Below are 17197 nucleotides of genomic sequence, written 5' to 3' on the forward strand. Positions count from 1 at the left end.
CTCCGAGGTAGCGCGTCATGCCCTATTCATTTGGTGCCGGGCGCTCCCCATAGTTAAGTGGGCTCCGCCGAGGAATCAAACCGCAAAAGGAACAATCGCCCGTGTCGGTCGGAATGGCTGCCCCCCGCGCTCCCTATTCCTGCGATCCCGATCGCAGCCGGGGCCGCCTGTTCGCCGAGCCGCCGTCCCGGACCCGCAGCGCGTTCCGTAGGGATTGCGACCGTGTCATCCATTCGACCGCCTTCCGCCGGCTGAAGCACAAGACCCAGGTGTTCGTCTTCCACGAAGGCGACCACTACCGCACCCGCCTGACCCATTCTTTGGAAGTGGCCCAGATCGCCCGCGCGCTGGCCCGGCAGTTCGGCCTCGACGAGGACCTGACGGAGACGCTGGCCTTGGCGCATGATCTCGGCCATCCGCCGTTCGGCCATGCCGGCGAGCGCGCGCTGAACCGCTGCATGGCGGACCATGGCGGCTTCGACCACAATGCCCAGACATTGCGCATCGTCACGTCGTTCGAGCAGCGCTACCCGGATTTCGACGGACTCAACCTGACCTGGGAATCGCTCGAGGGCATCGTCAAGCACAACGGGCCGTTGCAGGAGCCGATCCCGCCGGGAATCGCCGAGTTCAATACCCGGTTCGACCTGGAGCTGTGGAGCTACGCCTCGCTCGAGGCCCAGGTCGCGGCGCTCGCGGACGACATCGCCTATGACGCCCACGACATCGACGACGGGCTGCGGGCCGGCCTGTTCACGGTCGACGACCTCAAGGAGATTCCGCTGCTGGCCGCGATGATCGCCGAGATCGACCGCCAATATCCGGCGCTCGATCCGATCCGGCGCGGCGCCGAGCTGGTGCGCGAGCTGATCTCCTACCTGATCGCAGCCGTAGCGGCCGAGGCCGAGCGCCGGATCGCGCGGGCGCAGCCGATGTCGCCTCACGACATCAGGCGGCATAGCGGGCCGCTGGTGGCGTTTCCGGCCGATGTCGCCGAGCACGAGGCGACGATCAAGGGGTTCCTCTGGCAGCGGATGTACCGCCATGAGCGGGTGATGCGGGTGATGCGCGACGCCGAGCGCATCGTCGCCGACCTGTACGGCCGCTACCATGAGGACGGTTCGGCGCTGCCCGCTGGCTGGCTGGACGGTTGCGACGGCGAGGGCGATCGGGCTCGCCGCATCGGCCATTTTATCGCCGGAATGACGGACCGTTTCGCCTTAACCGAGCACCACCGGCTTTTTGACTCGACTCCGGATTTGCGTTAGGCGGCGGTAGCATGACCCAAAAACATCAGCACCTCTTCATCACGATAGGCAGTAGCGTCGCGTCCGCCAACGCGGCGTTGGTTGACGTTGGTTTTCTCCCTAAGAACGTTGACCAGTCGAAGGTCGTGGTAGAGCCGACCAAAGATCCGGCCCATGGAGACATAGCAACGAACAGTGCGATCGTGCTTGCTAAACAGGCAGGCAAAAGCCCTCGGGAGCTTGCAGGCCGATTTGCGGATGAGCTTCTGCGGATAGATAGCCGGATCGAGAAAGTTGATGTAGCTGGGCCAGGCTTCGTAAACTTGACGCTGAAGTCCTTCGTTTGGACGGACGAACTTCGGAAGATATTGCGTGAAGGTGTCAATTACGGGCGTATAGCACCTGTCCCAGGGGCGCCGAAGGTTAACGTCGAATACGTCTCGGCCAACCCGACCGGGCCGATGCATGTTGGCCATTGCCGTGGCGCCGTGTTCGGCGACGCTCTTTGCAGCTTGCTGGAGTTCGCTGGCCGCGATGTTACGCGCGAATACTATATCAATGATGCGGGGGCCCAAGTTGACGTGCTCGCACGCTCTGCGTTTCTTAGATATCGCGAAGCCCTCGGCGAGGAAATCGGCACAATTCCAGACGGCTTGTATCCTGGCGACTATCTAAAACCTGTTGGTAAGGCTCTCGCCGACGACTATGGCGACAAGCTGACAAGGATACAGGACACCGACTGGCTGCCAATCGTGAGACAAGCAGCTCTTGAGGAGATGCTTGTTCAGATTCTTGAGGATTTGAAAAAGCTCAACATCACCTTTGATGTCTTTTTCTCGGAAAAGGCGCTTCTCGAAGGGGCTGTGAAGTTTACGGCGCCAGACGGTCGACCAACGTTCTATTTTGCTAAGGAAGCGTACTCTCTAAGCCCTAAGGGACACAGAGGGATTCGGGCCTACTTGGCTCAACAGAAGCTAAAAGAAACGGGCCCGCTCACAAGCGAGACCAGGACGGCGACATTTGGTGCGAGCTCGATGCCGGCCTCCTTAGGACAGCCAGACTATATTGGCCAAACGCTTAAAGATCTTAAGGATCGAGGGTTAATCTACGAGGGAAGGCTGCCTCCTCCCAAGGGGGCATTGCCCGATGATTGGGAGGATCGCAATCAAACCCTATTTCGGGCGACTTCTTACGGCGATGACGTAGATCGTCCACTCGTCAAGTCGGACGGCTCCTATACCTATTTTGCCTCCGATATTGCTAATCATCGGAACAAATACGAGCGTGGTTTCACTGATCTCATCGATGTATTCGGCGCCGATCACGGCGGCTACATCAAGCGCATGCAGGCGGCGGTGAAAGCGGTGACGGCCGGACAGGCCGTGCTCGACGTCAAGGTCGTGCAGCTCGTCAAGCTGTTGCGCAATGGCGAGCCGGTGAAGATGTCGAAGCGCTCCGGCGACTTCGTCACCTTGCGGGAAGTTGTTGATGAAGTGGGGCGTGATGCGGTCCGTTTCATGATGCTCTACCGCAAGAACGACGCCGTGCTCGATTTCGACCTCGCCAAGGTCATCGAGCAGTCGCGCGACAATCCCGTGTTCTATGTCCAGTATGGCCACGCGCGGGGGCATTCGATCTTCCGCAATGCGCGGGAGAGCCTCCAGGACCTGCCGGAGGACGAGGGGGCGCGGTTAGCGTTCCTCCGCGAGGCCAACCTCGAAAAACTCTCCGACTCGGCCGAACACGACCTCTTGAAACGCCTGGCACTGTACCCACGTACGGTGGAGAGCGCAGCGCTGGCGCATGAGCCGCACCGGATCGCCTTCTACCTGTATGAACTTGCAAGCGAATTTCACGCCCTCTGGACGCGGGGGCGGGATTTGCCCTATTTACGCTTCATTATCGATGATGATGCAGAATTGACCAAGGCACGTTTGGCCATGGTTCAGGGCGTCGTCTCGGTTCTGGCGTCGGGACTTGCGATCTTGGGCGTTAATGCTCCTGATGCAATGCGCTGATTGGGGGAAACACACGACTTCAGTTGGGGGCCTCAATCTGGCAGGGTCCGCCTTAGGACGCATATGCGGCTCACCCGCAGGGACGCTTCATCACGATGGCTGATCGTTACCAGGACAGACCCTTTCCCGCTGATGGTTTTGGCCGTGGTGGAAACCAGCAGGCCGATGCCGATCCGCTCGCCGAACTCGCTCGCCTGATCGGGCAGAACGATCCTTTTGCCGCCTCGGGCCGGGCAACTCCGCAATCTCAACCGCGTCCGATGGCGCGCCCCGCGGCGCCCGCGCCGGAACAGCCGGTTCCCGGCATGCCTCCGGCCGGCGCTCCGGCCTGGATGCAACGTGCCCAGCCTGCCTTCGCCGACATCGGCCGCGAGCCGCCGCAGCCGGCGCCTGCACCGCCGGCCTTTCCGGCGGGCTATCAGGATCCGCGCGGCCAGCCGGGTTTCCCGGACCAGGATTTCGCGCCCGCGCCCGCTCCCCGGCAGCAGCAGGGTTATCCGAACGCGGAGTTCGCCGATCAGTTGTCCAAGCTCGACTACAGCGTCGGGGAATCGCGCCACGGGTTCGCCGAGAATGACCGCGACTACAACCGCGACAACGGCTTCGACGACAACGAGCCGGACTCCTCGCGCTATGACGATGCGCTGTTCGGGCAGATGGGCTCGGGACAGCAGGGGTTTCAGGGCGACAACGATTTCCAGGACGGCCAATACGGCTATCAGGACGGTTACGACGAGGGCGAGGAAGAGGAGCGGCCGCGGCGGCGCAGCGGAATGAGCACCGTGCTCGCCGTGCTGACCCTTGCGGTGGTCGGCACCGGCGGCGCCTACGGCTACAAGACCTACATCTCGTCCGGCCGTACCGGCGAGCCGCCGATCATTCGCGCCGACAACAGTCCGACCAAGATCATGGCCCAGCAGGATCCGACGCCGAAGGTGCCGGATCGTCTGCTCGGCAATGACGGCGGCGAGAAGCTGGTGTCCCGCGAGGAGACGCCGATGGATCTGAACGCCCGCGGCGGCAATCCGCGCGTGGTGTTCCCGCAGATGAACCAGAATGCGGCTCCGCCACCGGTCAGCGCCGGGGCGGCCCCGATGTCGCAGATGGCCAACGCCAACGGCATTTTGCCCAACAGTGATCCGCGTCCGATCAAGACGCTGTCCGTGACGGGGGGCAATCAGGCCGCTACGGCCGATCCGCCGATGCCGGCGACGCCTGCAACCAAGCCGGCGGCGACGCCGAAGGGCCGCAAATCGCCGGCCAACGCCAATGCGTCGGCCGCCAACGACAGCCCGATGCCGCTGACACCGCAGCCGGCCGCACCGGCGCGCATCGCCGCGGCCGTGCCGGTCACCGAGCAGACCCAGACCGATCGTACCGGCGGCTACCTGGTCTCGATCTCGTCGCAGGCCAGCGAGGCGGAGGCGATGTCGTCCTACAAGGCGGTGCAGGACAAGTACGGCGCCGTGCTGGGCAAATATGAGCCGATCATCAAGCGGATGGATCTGGGTGAGAAGGGCGGCGTCAGGTACCGCGCAGCCGTCGGACCCTTCGCGACGAAGGAAGAGGCCAACAAGATGTGCGGATCGTTGAAAACTGCCGGCGGACAGTGTTTCCCGTTTAGCAACAATTAAGGCCTGCTTGACCGGCCCCGAGGCGGGGTCTATGCGGCCCGCATGACCATGCGGGCTTTCATTACCGGCATCTCCGGGCCTGATCTCACCGACGCCGAGCGCGCGTTCATCGGCGAGTCCAGGCCCTGGGGCTTCATCCTGTTCAAACGCAACGTCCAGTCGCCCGCCCAAGTGACTGCGCTGGTTGAGGAATTAAGAGCCTGCGTCGGCCGCGCCGACGCTCCGGTCCTGATCGACCAAGAGGGTGGCCGGGTGCAGCGGCTGGGGCCGCCGCATTGGCCGGCCTATCCCGCCGGCGTGGTGTTCGACCGTCTCTACGACCTTGATTCGGCCGCAGGCCTCCGTGCCGCCTGGCTCAGCGCTCGCCTGATCGCCGACGACCTGCTCGCGCTCGGCATCACTGTGGATTGCCTGCCGCTCGCCGACGTCCCTGTCGCCGGCGCCGATGCCGTGATCGGGGATCGAGCCTATGGCACGACGCCAGAAAAGGTGGCGGCGATCGCCCGGGCGGTGACGGAGGGGCTGGAGCAGGGCGGCGTGCTGCCGGTGCTGAAGCACATTCCGGGGCATGGCCGGGCCACCGCCGACACCCATTTCCGGTTGCCGACCGTGGATGCGCCAGAAGCGGAGCTCGACGCAACCGATTTCGCCGCGTTCAGGCTGCTGGCCGACCTCCCGATGGCGATGACTGCACATGTTGTGTTTAGCGCGATCGACGCCGCCCATCCGGCCACGACTTCTGCGACAATGATCGAACGGGTGATTCGCAAACGGATCGGGTTCCAGGGTTTGTTGATGAGTGATGACGTTTCCATGAACGCGTTGGCCGGATCGATCGCCGAGCGCACGCGCGCGATCGTGGCGGCTGGCTGCGACATGGTTCTGCATTGCAACGGCAAGCTCGACGAGATGCAGGCCGTGGCCGCCGAGACGCCTGAGCTTGAAGGGCAGGCTCTGATCCGCGCCGATCGCGCGCTTGCGGCGCGCAAGGCACCTACAGGCTTCGATCGTGACGCCGCGCGCGGCGAGCTCGACGCCTTGATCAACCGGCTGGGATCCGCTAGCGCATGACCGCTGAAATTCTGTCGTTTGAAACCGGCCGTCCCACGACGGAGCTGGCCGAGGCCGAACCGGCGTTGGTCGTCGACGTCGAGGGCTACGAGGGCCCGCTCGACCTGCTGCTCGCGCTGGCGCGGCAGCAGAAGGTCGACCTTGCCAAGATCTCCATCCTGGCGCTCGCCGACCAATATCTCCAGTTCATCGAGGCTGCCCGCAAGATCCGGCTGGAGCTCGCCGCCGACTATCTCGTGATGGCGGCCTGGCTCGCTTTTCTGAAGTCGCGTCTCCTGTTGCCCGAGCCGCCAGCGCAGGAAGGTCCGAGCGCCGAGGAGATGGCCACGGCACTTGCCAACCGGCTGCGCCGGCTGGAGGCGATCCGCGAAGCCGCCAATCGCCTGATGAACCGGCCCCAGTTCCAGCGTGACGTGTTCCCGCGCGGCAACCCGGAGGCCATAGCGGAGGTCCGTCGTCCCAAGTTCACCGCGACCCTGTTCGATCTGCTGTCGGCCTATGCCATCCAGCGGCAGTCGCGCGTCGTCACGTCCGTTCATATGGCCAAGCGCACGGTCTGGTCGCTTGCCGAGGCCCGCGCCTCGCTCGAGCGTCTGGTCGGCATGACCGAGGTCTCGGACGATTGGGGATGTCTCGACGACTACCTGCTGGACTACGTCGTCGAGCCTGCACAGAAGGCCACCGTCTTCGCATCGAGCTTTGCGGCCGTGCTCGAGCTGGTTCGCGAAGGCAAGCTCGAGCTGAACCAGAAGCAGGCGTTCGCGCCGCTGTACTTTCGTAAGCGTCCACCGATCCAGCCAGGCGCCATGGCTGCGCCGGACTTGACGGTTGAGTAACGAACAAGGAGACCCTGCCATGGCAAGCTTGGCGGAACTGCGCATGGAAGAGCCCGACGAGATCGCGATCGAGCCTGTAGCGCGCCCCGAAGAGTTGCGTATCCTCGAGGCTCTCCTGTTTGCCTCGGCCGAGCCGCTCGAGCAGGCTGCGCTCGCCAAGCGTATGCCTGAAGGTGTCGACATCAAGGCCGCACTGGCGCAGCTGCAGGCGGAGTACGCCAATCGCGGCGTCAATCTCGTGCGCGTCGCCAACAAGTGGACCTTCCGTACCGCCGGCGACCTCGCCTGGCTGATGACGCGCGAGAGCACCGAGACGCGCAAGCTGTCGCGCGCGGCGATCGAAGTTCTGGCCATCGTTGCCTATCACCAGCCGGTGACGCGTGCCGAGATCGAAGAGATCCGCGGCGTCGTCACCTCCAAGGGAACGCTGGACGTTCTGCTGGAGACCGGCTGGATCAAGCCGCGGGGGCGCCGCAAGACGCCGGGCCGTCCGTTGACCTTCGGAACCACCGATGCGTTCCTGGCTCAGTTCAGCCTGGAGACCCTGGGCGATCTGCCTGGCCTGGAAGAGCTGAAGGGAACCGGCCTGCTGGATTCCCGGCTGCCGACCGGCTTCACCGTCCCGACGCCATCGGACGATCCGACGCTGCGGGAGGACGAGGAGCCGCTGGATCCGGGCGATCTCGACCTGGCGCTTGCGCCGGCAGTGGAGGCCGAGCCTGGCGAGGCCGAAGCCGCGGAAGACGAAACGGCCGAGATGGAAACGGTCGCAGCCGACACGGCTGCGGCCGAGGTCGCCGAAGGCCAGATGGCGACCACTGAGGCCGCCGTTCGGGACGACACCTCGTCGCAGGTTGCCGTTGGCGATCTGGAACTGCCGGGCGCCGATGCGGAAACCGAGATCACCGAGGTGGACTTGGCCGTCGAGCAGATCGAGGTCGAGCCGGACGACGAGGCCGTTATCGAGGTCGTCGAGCTGTCTGCCGACGCTGACGCTCAGGCAGACGATGAGGCAGAGGCCGAGGCCGAGGTCGACACGGCGGATGAGGAGATCGACGCGGCCGATGACGCGCACGACCGCGATACCGACGACGATGGCTCGCCGCGCCAAAGCTAGCGGCCGGGGCTGTTAACACTCGCGTTATTACGTAGGTCCGGCCGCGAATTGTCGGACCTTAAGTGCTTGTTTTTGGGGGCGTTGGCGCCTACCTTCCGGCCAGATTGGGCTGTCCGCGGGCCGTTTTCGGCTGATGCGCCGCGTTCGTGTTGATGTTTCGCAATCGAATGCTAGAAGCGAAGTGTCGCGGTCAAGTCCATGGATATGACGCGGTTTCGGCGGTAGCGTCGACGGGCAGTCGGGTGAAGGCTGCGCCGGTGTTTGGAGGGTTGCAGGATGGGTTCGCTTAGCATTTGGCACTGGATCGTCGTGATCGCGGTCGTCCTGCTGTTGTTCGGGCGCGGCAAGATTTCCGATCTGATGGGCGACGTCGCGCAGGGCATCAAGGCGTTCAAGAAGGGCATGCAGGACGACGACAAGGCGCCGGAGAAGACCGAGCCCGTCAAGTCGATCGATCACGGCGCCACGCCTTCGGCCACCCGCACGGATGTCGGCAGCAAAGCCGTTTGATCTGCGCGTGAAAGGCGCCGGCGGCGCGCTCCCGCAGGGACGGCACCGGGACCTGTTCAGACAGGCCCGGATAGGCGGGATCAGAGGCGTCGTCGCGTAGGCGGATTGTTTCATGTTCGATATCGGCTGGAGTGAGCTGCTCGTCATTGGGGTCGTCGCGTTGATCGCGATCGGTCCCAAGGAGCTTCCGGGCGTCCTGCGCATGGTCGGGCAATGGATCGGCAAGGCGCGCCGGATGGCCTCGGAGTTCCAGGGCCAGTTCCAGGAGGCGATGCGCGAAGCGGAGATGGCCGACCTCAAGAAGAGCTTCGATGAGGTCCGCGAGGCGGCCAGCGGTTTCACCCCGACCGGCGTGATCTCCTCGTTGCAGCGCGACGTCGACAAGGCTCTCGATATCGAGGGGATCGACAAGCCCGCCGAGCCGGCGCCCGCATCGGATGTGGCTGCTGCTTCGCTCGAGCCTCCTGTGATGACCCCGACCACCCCCGAACCTCCAGTGGCCGAGACCTTCGCAGAGGCTGAAGTCCATCAATCCGTGGGCGAGCCGCTGGCGATCGTCCGTGAAATCAAACCCGAGCCACAGCCTGAAATGTCTGCGTCAGCAGAAGCTGACCGCCCGAAGGACGCCAAAGCGTCATGACCGTCGAAGATATCGAGGCCAGCAAGGCCCCGTTGATGGACCACTTGATCGAGCTGCGGTCGCGGCTGATCAAGGCGCTGATCGGCTTCGGCGTGGCCTTCATCTTCTGCTTCTTTTTCGCCAAGCAGATCTACAACATCCTGGTGCTGCCGTTCGTCTGGGTCGCAGGTGCCGAGAACAGCAAGTTCATCTACACCCAGCTGCTCGAATATTTCATCACGCAGTTGAAGCTCGCGATGTTCGGCGCTGGTTTCATCTCGTTCCCGATCATCGCGACGCAGATCTACAAGTTCGTGGCGCCGGGGCTGTATCGCCACGAACGCAATGCTTTCCTACCCTACTTGATAGCGACCCCCGTCTTCTTCGTGCTTGGCGCCATGCTGGTCTATTTTGCGGTGTGGCCGATGATCGTGCGCTTCTCACTGGGCATGCAGCAGCTCGGCGGCCCCGAGACGGCGCAAATCGCGCTGATGCCCAAGGTCGGTGAATATCTGTCGCTGATGATGTCGCTGATCTTCGCCTTCGGCATCGCGTTCCAGCTCCCGGTCATCCTGACCCTGCTCGGCCGCATCGGCATCGTCACCTCGCAGATGCTGAAGGAGAAGCGGCGCTATTTCATCGTGATCGCCTTCATCATCGCGGCCGTGCTTACGCCGCCGGACGTGCTCAGCCAGGCCTCGCTGGCGCTGCCGCTGCTGGCGCTCTACGAGGGCGCGATCATCGCGGTCGGCATCGTCGAGAAGCAGGCGGCTGCGGCCAAGTCCGGCTCGTCGTCCGGCTCGGGGAATCTCCCGGCCGACCCTTCCGAATAGAACGGTTGCGCTCGGGGACATCCCAGGGCGTTGCCTGTTCCCATCCGGCGCCATTCGCGGTAGTGCAGGCCGGCCCGCGAGCCCAGGCGACTCGCCGATACTCTTCGTTCCCAGGACCGAACGACCATGCACGACATCAGATCGATCCGTGACAATCCGCAAGGTTTCGATGTGGCGCTGACGCGCCGGGGTCTGGCACCGCTGTCGTCGCATCTGCTCGCCATCGACGAGCGGCGGCGCGCGGCGATCCTGGCCTCCGAGCAGGCCCAGGCCCGGCGCAACGCCGCCTCCAAGGAAATCGGCGAGGCCAAGAAGGCCAAGGATGACGCGCGCGCATCGGCGCTGATGGAGGAGGTCGCCAAGCTCAAGACCACCATGCCGGAGCTGGAGGCAGCCGCGAAGCAGGCGGATGAGGAGCTGGCGCGCGAGCTCTCGGCGATTCCCAATTTGCCGCTCGACGAGGTGCCGGACGGCAAGGACGAGCACGACAATGTCGAGCGCCACATGTTCGGCGCCCGGCGCAACTACGCCTTCGCGCCGAAGCCGCATGATGATCTCGGTGCGGCTCTTGGCACCATGGACTTCGAATCGGCTGCGAAGCTGTCGGGCGCGCGCTTCGTCGTGCTGAAGAGGGGCCTGGCGCGGCTCGAGCGCGCGCTCGGGCAGTTCATGCTCGATCTTCATACCAATGAGCACGGCTACACCGAGATCAATCCGCCGCTGCTGGTACGCAACGACGTCATGTTCGGTACCGGCCAATTGCCGAAATTCGAGGACGACCAGTTCTGGGCCGTGAAGGGCGAGCTGATTGCAGAGCCGGATGATCGCCTCAAGACCGAGCGGCTGGGTCTCATCCCAACTGCCGAGGTGGCCCTGACCAACCTGGTGCGCGAGTCCATCGTCGATGAGAAGGAGTTGCCGATGCGGCTCACGGCGCTGACGCCGTGCTTTCGCGCCGAGGCGGGCGCCGCCGGCCGCGACACCCGCGGCATGATCCGTCAGCATCAGTTCACCAAGGTCGAGCTGGTCTCGATCACGACGCCGGAGACCAGCAAGGACGAGCATGAGCGCATGCTGGCCTGCGCCGAGGAAGTGCTGCGCCGGCTCGATCTGCACTATCGAGTCATCACGCTGTGCACCGGCGACATGGGCTTCTCCTCGCAGAAGACCTACGACATCGAGGTCTGGATGCCCGGGCAGGGCGATGGCGGCGCCTTCCGCGAGATCTCCAGCTGTTCGGTGTGCGGCGACTTCCAGGCGCGCCGCATGGATGCACGCTATCGCGGAAGCGATGGCAAGCCGCGCTTCGTGCACACATTGAACGGTTCGGGCACGGCTGTCGGCCGTGCGCTGATCGCGGTCATGGAGACCTATCAGCAGGCCGACGGCTCGATCGCGATTCCCGACGTGCTGCAGCCTTATATGGGCGGCCTCAAGGTGGTGGCCGCGGAGCCATAGCGTCGCGGCAAATTGCATCCGCTCAGGTCGCCGCCATTGCGTACGCGCCGGCGGGTCGTATCCTCGGTTCTGTTCAGCAATTGCTTTTCAGATACCGGCATCATGGCTCTGCATCGGGATATTTTCTGGATCGGGCGGCAATGGGCCGTCACCGGCTCCGGCATCCAGGCGGTCGATCAGCGCCTGAAGGGAGCATTCGATATCGAATCCTCAAGGGTCTGGGACGAGGGCCTGCACGACTCGCTGCGCGATCAGGCTTGGTTCAACCCCGTCGACTTCGAGAAGGCGTTGAGTGTCGCGCGGGTCCGGTTTGCGGCAGTGCCGCGGACGGAGCCTTCAGCGGTGCCGGCGCCTCCTGTCCAGCAGGCACCCGGCGGATCCGGCACATCCAGCCTACCGTTGAGGCTGGGCACGCGAGGGCAGTTCGCCAGGTTCCTGCCGCAGTGGCGGATCCGGCATTGACCGGGTGGTGCCGCAGCGCGCTCAGGTTTGCCTCGATGCTGCACAGCAGATAAGACACCCCCGAACGATGCTTTCGGAGGGACGGAAGGTTGGCCATGCGGATTCTCTGCACCAATGACGACGGAATCCATGCGCCGGGTCTCAAGGTGATCGAGGAGATCGGACGCGCCCTGTCCGACGACGTCTGGATCGTGGCTCCCGAACTGGACCAGAGCGGCGTGTCCCATTCACTCTCGCTCAATGACCCCCTGCGGCTGCGTGAGGTCGGCCCGCGGCATTTCGCGGTGCGCGGCACGCCGACCGACTGCGTCATCATGGGATCCCGTCATATCCTGGGGGCGAAGCTGCCCGACGTGGTGCTGTCCGGCGTCAACAAGGGCCGCAACGTTGCCGAGGACGTGGTCTATTCGGGCACCATCGCCGGCGCGCTCGAAGGCACCATTCTCGGTCTGCCGTCGTTTGCCCTGTCGCAGGAATTCAGCGTCGCAACGCGTGACAAGCCGTCTTGGGACACCGCGCTCAAATTCGGCCCGCAGATCGTGCGCAAGGTGCTCGAAGCCGGCGTGCCGAGGAATACAGTGATCAACGTCAACTTCCCCGCCTGTGCACCGGAAGAGGTCAGGGGCGTCGTGGTCACCCGCCAGGGCAAGCGCAATCTGGGCTTCTTGAAAGTCGATGAGCGGCGCGACGGCCGCGGCAACCCCTATTTCTGGATCGGCTTCGACCGGGCTGCCGCGCTCGATGTGCCCGACGAGGGGACGGACCTCGCAGCTCTCGCGGCGCGCTACGTATCAGTGACCCCGCTTCGCCTGGATCGCACGGACGAGGCGTTCTCCGGCAAGCTCAGCGACATTCTCGGCTGAAGCGCCTTCTACCCCTGTGGCCCAGCGCCACGCAGGGCATGGTCGATCGCCTTTCCGAGCGTCTCGAGCTGGAATGGCTTCTGCAGGGCCGGCCGGTCGCGATATTCTTCCGGCAACCCCGACGAGCCGTAGCCGGTTGCGAAGATGAAGGGACGGTTGCGCGCCTTGATGAGATCGGCCACCGGCGAGATGACCTTGCCGTTGACGTTGACGTCGAGAATGGCGACGTCGAAATAGGTGCTCTCGGCCAGCCGCATCGCTTCGCCGATTTCGCCGGCTTCGGCCGCGACGGTGTAGCCGAGCTCTTCCAGCATGTCGGCGACCATCATTCGGATCATGACTTCGTCTTCAACCAAAAACACAGAGCCGCGCGGCGGCCGCGGTGCAGTCATGATGTCAGTCCTTGCCCATACCCGATTTGACGCTCGCAAATAACGGCTTATGGCGCAACGTCAACAATGTCGTCTTTCACGGTCGTGCGGCGTGGGCACGATCGCCCATAAGGTGAACGAACCGGACCCGACTTGGTTCCTTGTGCGGAACGCGGTCCGTCGTCGGGACCATGACGGTGCATCCGGTTGCGACGGGTGTGCGGAAAATCGGTGCGCAACCCTCGCCCGGCAGGTAAATTGCGCACGAGCCCACCAACCGACATCCCGATGCCCCCAGCTGCTCCTCCCGAGAAAATGATGTTTCAGCTGACCCTGCGTCGGCGGGGGATCAGCGATCAGGCGGTGTTGCGCGCGATGGAAGAGGTGCCGCGGGAGGAGTTCGTTCTGCCGGCCGACCGCCCGGAGGCCTATCGCGACAGCGCGATGGCGATCGCCTGTGGGCAGACCATCAGCCAGCCCTTCGTCGTCGCCTACATGACCGAGCAGCTCAAGCTGCAGAAGTCCCATCGTGTACTCGAAATCGGGACGGGGTCAGGATACCAGGCCGCGATTCTGTCCAGGCTGGCCACCAACGTCCTGACGGTGGAGCGCTTCCGGACATTGGCCGACAAGGCCAGGGAACGGTTGGAGAAGCTCGGCTGCTTCAATGTCGAGGTCATGCTCGGCGATGGCTACGCGCTGCCGCCGGGGGGCGGCCAATTCGACCGCATCATCGTAACGGCGGCGATGGACGAGATTCCCCAGAGCCTGCTCGACCGGCTGGAGCCGGACGGTATCCTGATCGCGCCGGTCGGGCCGCAACACGGGGTGCAGACGCTCGTCAGGAGCACGCGGACGGGTGATCGTTTCGACCGAAAGGAGCTCGTCGACGTGCGATTTGTGCCGGCAATTCCGGGGATTGCGCGCGAACTTTAAACGTGCGGATCAGCAGGCCGCACAACGCTTTATTCGCGGCTTAAGCGCTTATTTACCGCGGCTGTGTTTACTCGAATTCGTTGTTTGTTGCGTACGAGTGAGTAACCATGCCCGCCACTGTCGAGTTGCTTCGCTCGCGCCGCCTGCCGCAAGTTGCGGCGTTGGCGCTGATGTCGTTCGGCGTCGCCGGCTGCAGCGCCGACATGTCGACGCGGCTGTCGCAGACGCAAAATCCGTTTTCAAACCCCTTTGCATCCGATTCCACCGGGTCGGTGCAGGCGCAGCCGCCCCGGCAGCACCAGCAATACAGCCAGTCCTACACGCCGGCTCCCGCGCCGGCGCCTGCCTATTCGTCCTCGGCGCTGCCGCCCCCGGCGGTCGGGGCTCCGCAATCCTATCCGACCGGTGGCGGCGCCGGAGGCATGTCGTCGGGCGGGCGCGGCGTCGCGTCCTATGCGCCACCCGCTGCGGTCCCGGTCGCGGCGCCCGCCGTCGCCGCACCCCCGGCCTATGCACAGCCCGCGCATTCCTATGCTCCGCCGGCCCAGCCGCGCCTCGAGACCACCGGCACCGTGCCGCCGCGTTCGGTCGCGGCCGCGCGTCCTGCCAGTGGCACCAAGATCATCGTCGGCACCAGCGATACGCTCGACATCCTTGCCAAGCGCTACCGCGTGACGCCGGCTGAGATCCTGGCTGCCAACGGCTACAAGGGCCCGCGCGCGTTGTCGCCAGGCCAGCAGCTGATCATTCCGCATCCTGGCGCGGTGGCGGCTGCGCCCGCGGCCCAGCCCGTTGCCGCCGCGCCAATGGTCGCGCCGAAGCCGGTGGCGGCCGTCGCACCGTCCACCGTCCATTTCGTCAACCGCGGCGAGACACTCGCCAGCATCGCCCGCCAGAATCATCTGACGGCGGCTGAGCTCGCCCGCGCCAACAATCTCGATCAGGCTTCGCCGCTCAAGCTCGGGACCAGGCTGACCGTCCCTGGCAGGGCCGTGGCGGCAGCTGCGCCGGTGGCTCCGGTCGCAACCGTTCCCCAGGCGGTTGCGACCGTGCCGGCGCCAGCGCCGACAACGCGGGTCGCGACGGCCGCCGGTCCGGTCCAGACCGCCCGCCTGGCCCAGGCCAATCCGGCGCCCGAGAAGGAGGAGGAGCCCGCGCGGCCCGCCGAGACCACCAGCTCGCTGCCGACCTTCCGCTGGCCGGCGCGCGGCAAGGTGATCACCAGCTACGGCGCCAAGACCAACGGCAAGTCCAACGATGGTATCAACATCGCCGTACCCGAGGGCACCCCGGTGAAGGCGGCCGAAGATGGCGTCGTCGCTTACGCCGGCAATGAATTGAAGGGTTATGGCAATCTGGTCCTGGTGCGGCATTCCAACGGCTACGTCACCGCATATGCCCATGCGAGTGAGCTGATGGTGAAGCGCGGTGATCCGATCAAGCGCGGCCAGGTCATTGCCAAGTCGGGTCAGTCGGGAGAAGTCGGATCGCCGCAGCTCCACTTCGAGATCCGCAAGGGATCGTCTCCGGTTGACCCGCTGCAATTCCTCAACGGGGCGTGAGGTCCGGTCGTTTGACCCCACGCAATCGTGGACGACACAGGGCCGCGCAGATTACTGCGCGGCTTTTTGCGTTGTCAGCCGCACGCCGAGGCGGCCCGCCAGATCTTGCGTGAACTGCCACGCGACGCGGCCCGAGCGCGAGCCGCGCGTCGTGGCCCATTCCAGCGCCTCGCGCTCCAACTGATCCTCGGCGACTGCAATGTCGAAATGGCTGCAATAGCCTTTGACCATCGCGAGATATTCGTCCTGGCTGCACCGGTGGAAGCCGAGCCATAGGCCGAAACGGTCGGACAGTGAGACCTTTTCCTCGACCGCTTCGCCCGGATTGATCGCGGTGGAGCGCTCGTTCTCGATCATGTCGCGGGCCAACAGATGGCGCCGGTTCGAGGTGGCGTAGAGAATGACGTTCTCCGGGCGTCCCTCGATGCCGCCTTCGAGCACGGCTTTCAGCGATTTGTAGGACGCATCATTGCCGTCGAACGACAGGTCGTCGCAGAACACGATGAAGTGGAACGGCGCAGCACGCAGGATGTCCATCAGCGCCGGCAGGCTCTCGATGTCCTCGCGGTGAATCTCGATCAGTTTCAGCCGGTCGGCCGGCTTGCGCGTGACGTTGATGCTGGCATGGGCGGCCTTCACCAGCGATGATTTGCCCATGCCGCGCGCGCCCCACAACAAGGCGTTGTTGGCCGGCAGGCCGTTGGCAAAGCGCTCGGTGTTCTCGATCAGGATGTCGCGCATCCGGTCGATGCCCTTGAGCAGGTCGATCTCGACACGGCTGACGCGCGGCACCGTCGAGAGCCGGCCGTTCGGATGCCAGACGAAGGCGTCGGCCGCGTTGAGGTCCAGCGCGGGCGTGGCACCCGCATGGGTTGTCGCCAGATGCGCGGCAATTGCTTCCAGCGCACGGGCAATCCGGTCAGCCGTATCATCGGAGGCGGGGCCGGCGGGACGTTTTGCCGCGATCTTTGGTGGCTTTTGCGCTGCAGGCCCTTTGGCGAGCGGTCTGAGGGCGTTTTTGGCGGGGGCGCGGGACGAGGCTCTGGCTGGTTTTTTCGACATGCTGCAAGTTCCTGATGGGGCAGCCATATCGGGCCTCGCCGGCTGCCGCAAGCGGGGCGAAATGAAGGGGCGGGGCGCCTTGCTATTGGGACTGCTGCCGCTATATTCCGCGCGAAATTCGCAAGAGGCCGGCCCGCGCCGAGACAAGCGTGGTTCGCCGGCTATTCCTGTCTCACCGGGCGCTGCCCACGAGGATCGACCACATGCTGATCACCCCTGCCTATGCCCAGGCCGCCGGCGCTGGCGACACCAACAGCATGCTGATGTCGCTGCTGCCGTTCGCGCTGATCTTCGTGATCATGTATTTCCTGATCCTGCGGCCGCAGCAGAAGAAGGTCAAAGAGCACGCCGATCTCGTCAAGAACGTCCGCCGCGGCGACACCATCGTGACCCAGGGCGGCCTGGTCGGCAAGGTGACCAAGGTCGTCGACGACGACCAGGTCGAGTTCGAGATCGCCGACGGCGTGCGCGTGCGCCAGATGCGCCAGATGATCACGGGCGTCCGCACCAAGGGCGAGCCCGCGAAGGCAGACGCAAAGGACGACAAGAAGGACGAGAAGGCAGCGAGCTGATCGCCGACCTGGCCGGTTGAACGCCG

17 protein-coding genes are annotated in these 17197 nt (G+C 64.6%); 15 read left to right on the plus strand and 2 right to left on the minus strand.

Going from position 1 to position 17197, the window contains the following annotated elements; translation table 11 throughout:
• The first annotated feature begins 101 nt into the window (after nucleotides 1-101).
• The 12 genes from QX048_RS07170 (at nucleotide 102) to surE (ending at nucleotide 12668) form a co-directional block, all read left to right on the plus strand.
• On the plus strand, nucleotides 102-1268 hold the full coding sequence (locus QX048_RS07170; RefSeq protein ID WP_315827520.1) for a deoxyguanosinetriphosphate triphosphohydrolase: 1167 nt from the start codon (nucleotides 102-104) through the stop codon (nucleotides 1266-1268).
• An 11-nt stretch (nucleotides 1269-1279) separates the two neighbouring features.
• The gene (locus QX048_RS07175; protein ID WP_315827521.1) at nucleotides 1280-3265 is read left to right on the plus strand and encodes an arginine--tRNA ligase; all 1986 of its coding nucleotides are present in this window, start codon (nucleotides 1280-1282) and stop codon (nucleotides 3263-3265) included.
• A 95-nt stretch (nucleotides 3266-3360) separates the two neighbouring features.
• Nucleotides 3361-4899, plus strand: a complete 1539-nt coding sequence (locus QX048_RS07180; protein ID WP_316200438.1) for an SPOR domain-containing protein — start codon at nucleotides 3361-3363, stop codon at nucleotides 4897-4899.
• Between the two features lie 42 nt (nucleotides 4900-4941).
• Nucleotides 4942-5970, plus strand: coding sequence for a beta-N-acetylhexosaminidase (nagZ, locus tag QX048_RS07185; protein ID WP_315827523.1), 1029 nt, complete (start codon nucleotides 4942-4944; stop codon nucleotides 5968-5970).
• Nucleotides 5967-6806: a ScpA family protein gene (locus QX048_RS07190; protein ID WP_315751001.1), complete on the plus strand. Its 840-nt coding sequence runs from the start codon at nucleotides 5967-5969 to the stop codon at nucleotides 6804-6806. Before nagZ ends, QX048_RS07190 begins: the two co-directional genes overlap by 4 nt.
• 19 nt (nucleotides 6807-6825) lie before the next feature.
• Nucleotides 6826-7923, plus strand: coding sequence for an SMC-Scp complex subunit ScpB (gene scpB, locus QX048_RS07195; RefSeq protein ID WP_315827524.1), 1098 nt, complete (start codon nucleotides 6826-6828; stop codon nucleotides 7921-7923).
• A 276-nt stretch (nucleotides 7924-8199) separates the two neighbouring features.
• Entirely contained in the window at nucleotides 8200-8433 is a 234-nt protein-coding gene (locus QX048_RS07200; RefSeq protein WP_006614346.1) for a twin-arginine translocase TatA/TatE family subunit, read from the plus strand.
• A gap of 112 nt (nucleotides 8434-8545) precedes the next feature.
• Nucleotides 8546-9073: a Sec-independent protein translocase protein TatB gene (gene tatB / locus QX048_RS07205; protein WP_315827525.1), complete on the plus strand. Its 528-nt coding sequence runs from the start codon at nucleotides 8546-8548 to the stop codon at nucleotides 9071-9073.
• A complete protein-coding gene (gene tatC / locus QX048_RS07210; protein ID WP_315827526.1) occupies nucleotides 9070-9885 on the plus strand; it encodes a twin-arginine translocase subunit TatC in 816 nt (271 codons plus the stop codon). The genes tatB and tatC overlap by 4 nt, the downstream gene beginning before the upstream one ends.
• 126 nt (nucleotides 9886-10011) lie before the next feature.
• A complete protein-coding gene (gene serS, locus QX048_RS07215) occupies nucleotides 10012-11343 on the plus strand; it encodes a serine--tRNA ligase (RefSeq protein ID WP_315751008.1) in 1332 nt (443 codons plus the stop codon).
• Nucleotides 11344-11445: 102 nt separating this feature from the next.
• A complete protein-coding gene (locus tag QX048_RS07220) occupies nucleotides 11446-11805 on the plus strand; it encodes a hypothetical protein (RefSeq protein WP_315751010.1) in 360 nt (119 codons plus the stop codon).
• Nucleotides 11806-11900: 95 nt separating this feature from the next.
• A complete protein-coding gene (surE, locus tag QX048_RS07225; protein WP_315751011.1) occupies nucleotides 11901-12668 on the plus strand; it encodes a 5'/3'-nucleotidase SurE in 768 nt (255 codons plus the stop codon).
• Nucleotides 12669-12676: 8 nt separating this feature from the next.
• Here the strand turns inward: surE and QX048_RS07230 are convergent, their stop codons facing one another.
• Nucleotides 12677-13060, minus strand: a complete 384-nt coding sequence (locus QX048_RS07230; RefSeq protein WP_315711720.1) for a response regulator — start codon at nucleotides 13058-13060, stop codon at nucleotides 12677-12679.
• A 267-nt stretch (nucleotides 13061-13327) separates the two neighbouring features.
• Here QX048_RS07230 and QX048_RS07235 point away from each other — a divergent pair, with 267 nt between their 5' ends.
• Complete coding sequence (locus QX048_RS07235; RefSeq protein WP_315712607.1) at nucleotides 13328-13975, plus strand: protein-L-isoaspartate(D-aspartate) O-methyltransferase; 648 nt, start codon at nucleotides 13328-13330, stop codon at nucleotides 13973-13975.
• A gap of 107 nt (nucleotides 13976-14082) precedes the next feature.
• On the plus strand, nucleotides 14083-15537 hold the full coding sequence (locus QX048_RS07240) for a LysM peptidoglycan-binding domain-containing M23 family metallopeptidase (RefSeq protein ID WP_315711721.1): 1455 nt from the start codon (nucleotides 14083-14085) through the stop codon (nucleotides 15535-15537).
• Nucleotides 15538-15588: 51 nt separating this feature from the next.
• Here QX048_RS07240 and QX048_RS07245 read toward each other — a convergent pair whose 3' ends face one another.
• Nucleotides 15589-16599, minus strand: a complete 1011-nt coding sequence (locus QX048_RS07245; RefSeq protein WP_315827527.1) for an ATP-binding protein — start codon at nucleotides 16597-16599, stop codon at nucleotides 15589-15591.
• Nucleotides 16600-16802: 203 nt separating this feature from the next.
• On the opposite strand from QX048_RS07245, the gene yajC reads away from it, so the two are divergent.
• Nucleotides 16803-17171: a preprotein translocase subunit YajC gene (yajC, locus tag QX048_RS07250; protein WP_006614336.1), complete on the plus strand. Its 369-nt coding sequence runs from the start codon at nucleotides 16803-16805 to the stop codon at nucleotides 17169-17171.
• The last annotated feature ends 26 nt before the right edge of the window (nucleotides 17172-17197 follow it).

This window comes from Bradyrhizobium sp. SZCCHNS30572 (assembly GCF_032484415.1).
GTDB lineage: Bacteria > Pseudomonadota > Alphaproteobacteria > Rhizobiales > Xanthobacteraceae > Bradyrhizobium.